The 3869-nt window shown below is 71.4% G+C and carries 4 protein-coding genes; 2 read left to right on the top strand and 2 right to left on the bottom strand.

Annotation, left to right across the window (positions count from 1 at the left end):
• Window positions 1-112 precede the first annotated feature (112 nt).
• Window positions 113-1105, top strand: a complete 993-nt coding sequence (locus GCU69_RS27230; protein ID WP_156207445.1) for an IS481 family transposase — start codon at window positions 113-115, stop codon at window positions 1103-1105.
• Between the two features lie 313 nt (window positions 1106-1418).
• On the opposite strand, the gene GCU69_RS27225 is transcribed toward GCU69_RS27230, so the two are convergent.
• Window positions 1419-2372, bottom strand: a complete 954-nt coding sequence (locus GCU69_RS27225; RefSeq protein WP_098753538.1) for a DUF389 domain-containing protein — start codon at window positions 2370-2372, stop codon at window positions 1419-1421.
• A 60-nt stretch (window positions 2373-2432) separates the two neighbouring features.
• Window positions 2433-3416, bottom strand: a complete 984-nt coding sequence (gene coaA / locus GCU69_RS27220; protein WP_176604664.1) for a type I pantothenate kinase — start codon at window positions 3414-3416, stop codon at window positions 2433-2435.
• 192 nt (window positions 3417-3608) lie between these two features.
• On the opposite strand from coaA, the gene GCU69_RS27215 reads away from it, so the two are divergent.
• Window positions 3609-3869 (top strand): hypothetical protein (locus GCU69_RS27215; protein ID WP_156207443.1); only part of this gene is annotated, 261 nt, incomplete at its 3' end.

Raw genomic sequence — 3869 nt, 5'->3', positions numbered from 1 at the left:
GCCAGGTTGGTCGAGTTTGTGCGACGACACGGTCTGAATCTGTGAGATGACGAAGGCCCCCGGTTGTGGAGTGGAGCTGTCGAGGAACCGCTCCGCCAACCAGGAGGCCTTCGTGTCTCACGCTAACGCTGCTCTGACGCCCCGTGCCCGTCTTCGCCTGGCGCGTCTGATTGTGGATGAGGGATGGCCGGTCGCCCGTGCGGCCGAGCGCTACGACGTGTCCTGGCCCACCGCCAAGCGATGGGCCGACCGTTACGCCGAATCCGGGCCGGCCGCGATGGCCGACCGGTCCTCACGACCTCACCGCAGCCCGGCCCGAACTACTCAGCCGCAGGTCCGCAAGATCGTGCACCTGCGCTGGAAGCAGCGACTGGGACCGGTCCAGATTGCCGGACGGCTGGGCATGCCCGCCTCGACCGTCCACGCGGTCCTGACCCGCTGCCGGATCAACCGGCTGTCCCACATCGACCGTGCCACCGGCGAGCCGGTGCGCCGCTACGAACACGGGCATCCCGGCGCCATGCTCCACATCGACGTCAAGAAGCTCGGCAACGTCCCCGACGGCGGCGGCTGGCGCTACGTCGGACGCGTCCAGGGCCGCAGGAACCGTGCCGCAACACCAGACAAGCCCCGCAACAAGTACCGCGGCCCGCTGCTGGGAACCGCATTCGTCCACACCGTCGTCGACGACCACTCCCGCGTCGCCTACGCCGAGATCCGCAACGACGAGACAGCCGACACCGCAGTCGATGTCCTGCACCGCGCGGTGGCCTGGTTCGCCGCCCGCGGCGTGACCATCGAGCGGGTCCTGACCGACAACGGCTCGGCCTACCGCTCCCGGCACTGGAACCGGGCCTGCACCGAACTCGGCATCACACCGAAGAAGACCCGGCCCTACCGGCCACAGACGAACGGCAAGGTCGAGCGCTTCCACCGCACCCTGGCCGACGGCTGGGCCCTCGGACGCTTCTACTCAAGCGAATCAGCCCGCCGCAAAGCCCTGCCGGCCTGGCTCCATCACTACAATCACCACCGCCCCCACACTGCAACCGGCGGCAAACCGCCCGTCACCAGGTTGACCAATGTCCCTGGGCAGTACAGCTAGCACCACCGGGCGGGCGCCGCCGGGCGCCCGCCCGCGGCCGGACGCCCCGGTGCGCGTCCCCCGTCCCGGGGGCCGCTGCCCCGGGGCCCTTTCGCGTGCGCCGTCCGGCCGTCCGGCCGTCCGGCCGTCTGTGCCGTCTGTCCCCTCTGTGCCGTCTGTTCCTCTGTGCCGTCCGCGCCGGTCTCGTTGCTGTTCCGCGCCGGGTCCGGCCGCTTGCCCTGTGCCGGCCTGCGTGTCCGAGCCGCTCCGCCCGCGCCGGCCCGTTTGCCGCTGCTCCGTCCACCGGCCGGCCCGTATCGGCCCGCTCGCCGCCTCAGCGCATCCCGGTCTCCGAGCGGGCCATCCGGGCGTTCTGCTTCCCCCAGAAGAACTTCTGCGCGAGCAGGGTCGCCGTACCCGCCACGATGATCCCGCAGAGATTGAGCAACAGCTGCTGGCTGGAACCCCACATCTGCCGCAGATCGCCGTAGGCGAGGGCGACGGCGGCGTTGGCGGCGGCCGGCACCGTGGTCACCGAGATCGCGACCCCGACCAGCGCCCCGGACTTCGCCGACGTCAACGACAGCATGCCCGCGATCCCGGCCAGCAGGGCCACGACGAACGAGAACGGGTCCGGATGCCAGATGAAGTCCGTGTTGGGCCGGTCCTGGCCCAGCAACTCGTCGGAGAACAGCCCGAAGCCGCCCATCATGAGGCTGAAACCGGTCGTCAGGACCATCGCCGCGGCGAATCCGGCGAGCAGCGCGACCAACGAGCGCCCGGCCAGCTTCGGACTGCGCCGCACCAGCGCCGTGCAGACCCCGGCCAGCGGGCCGAACTCCGGGCCGACGGCCATCGCGCCCACGATCAGTACGGCGTTGTCGAGCACCACACCGCACGCCGCGATCATCGTGGCCACGGACAGAAACGCCAGATAGGTGGCGGTGAGGGTGGACTCCTCGTGCGTCGCCTCCGTCAGCGACTCCCACAGCACCGCGTCCGCGCCCTCACCGGGCGCGTCCTTCTCGGCCCGGTCGGCGTGCCGGGACAGTGACAGGTCGATGTCCTCCACCGCGATGGCGCCGTCGTCCTCGAGACCCAGCGTGCGGAGTTCGCGCAGCAGTTCGTCGGCCGCCTCCCGCGCGACGTCGCACATCACGACATCGCCGGGCGGCACCCGGGCGGCACCCTCCAGTACGACGAGATGCGCCGTGCCGACGGTGTTCTCCAGGCAGTCGACCACCGCGTCGGTCCAGCCGGCCGGCGCGATGATCCGCAGATGCAGCATGAGCCGCAGGGTAGCGTCCGGCGCGGTGGCGCTCCGGCCGAGCCGGCCGCCGCCGCCCGGCTACAGTTTGCGCAGGCTGAGCCGCCGCACCTTGTGGTCGTCGCCCTTGCGCAGCACGAGGGCGGCCCGGCCCCGGGTGGGCACGATGTTCTGCTCCAGATTGGGGCGGTTGACGGTGCGCCAGATCATCCGGGCGTAGTCCAGCGCCTCCTCCTCGGAGACCTGCGTGTACTTCCGGAAGTACGAGAACGGGTTCTGGAAGGCGGTCTCGCGCAGCTTGCGGAACCGCGCCAGATACCACTGCTCGATGTCCTCCGTCCGCGCGTCGACGTAGAGGCTGAAGTCGAAGTAGTCGGCGAGGCCGACCCGGGTCCGGCCGTCCTTGCCGGGCAGCGCGGGCTGGAGCACGTTGAGGCCCTCGACGATGAGGATGTCCGGGCGGCGCACCACCAGCCGCTCGCCCGGCACGATGTCGTAGATCAGATGCGAGTAGACCGGCGCCGTGACCTCCTCGCGGCCCGCCTTCACCTCCGCGACGAACCGGGTCAGGGCCCGCCGGTCGTACGACTCGGGGAAGCCCTTGCGCGACATCAGGCCACGCCGGTGCAGCTCGGCGTTGGGCAGCAGGAAGCCGTCCGTGGTGACCAGCTCGACGCGCGGGTGCTCGGGCCACCGGGCGAGCAGTTCCCGCAGCAGCCGGGCCGTCGTGGACTTGCCGACGGCGACGCTGCCCGCGACGCCGATGACGAACGGGGTGCCGGGCTGGGCGCCGTGCCCGCCGGCGGTGGCGCCGAGGAAGGTGTTGAGGGCGCCCCGCAGATCGGCGGCCCCCGCGACGTACAGATTGAGCAGCCGGGACAGCGGGAGATAGACGTCGCGGACCTCGTCGAGGTCTATGACGTCACCGAGCCCGCGCAACCGTTCGACCTCGTCGGCGGTCAACGGCAGCGGGGTCCGTTCGCGCAGCGCGCTCCACTCCGCTCGGCTGAGGTCCACGTACGGGGTGACGACGTCGGAGCGGCGTCGCTGCTGCGGCTCGGTCATGGGCACGAATTCATTGTGCGCTCGGACGAACGCGCAGCTCATGCCGGGGGGCCTCCCGGTACGCCGAAGATGGCCGGTGAGAGGTCTACGCCTTTCTCGGTGCCGCCGCTAGCATCCGGGCGACCGGGGACGTCCTCAGGGGGAGGGGCGCCCAGCGCTCCCCGGCCGTCGAGCAGCCCGTGGGGGGCACGCATGGCTTTCTCCGCCGCCGACCGTTCCCGCTTCTTCCATCTGCCCCGCCGGCGCACCGGGCGCCCCGCGCGCCCCGTCACCCGTCCGGACGCCCCCGCGGACGAGTCACCGGCCGCCCGGGTCTTCAGCGAGCTGGCCGCCGAGCTGCCGGACGAGGACGTCCTGGAGGACATCGACGACTGCATCGACCTGTACCGGCCGGGCAGCAAGCCGCGCTGCGAGGAGGCGGAGTACCTGCGGATGCTGCTCGACGCCCGGGAC

It is taken from the genome of Streptomyces lycii (assembly GCF_009735685.1).
GTDB lineage: Bacteria > Actinomycetota > Actinomycetes > Streptomycetales > Streptomycetaceae > Streptomyces > Streptomyces lycii.
Note: the sequence above shows the minus strand (reverse complement) of the source record. Positions and strands in the feature narration are given on the sequence as shown.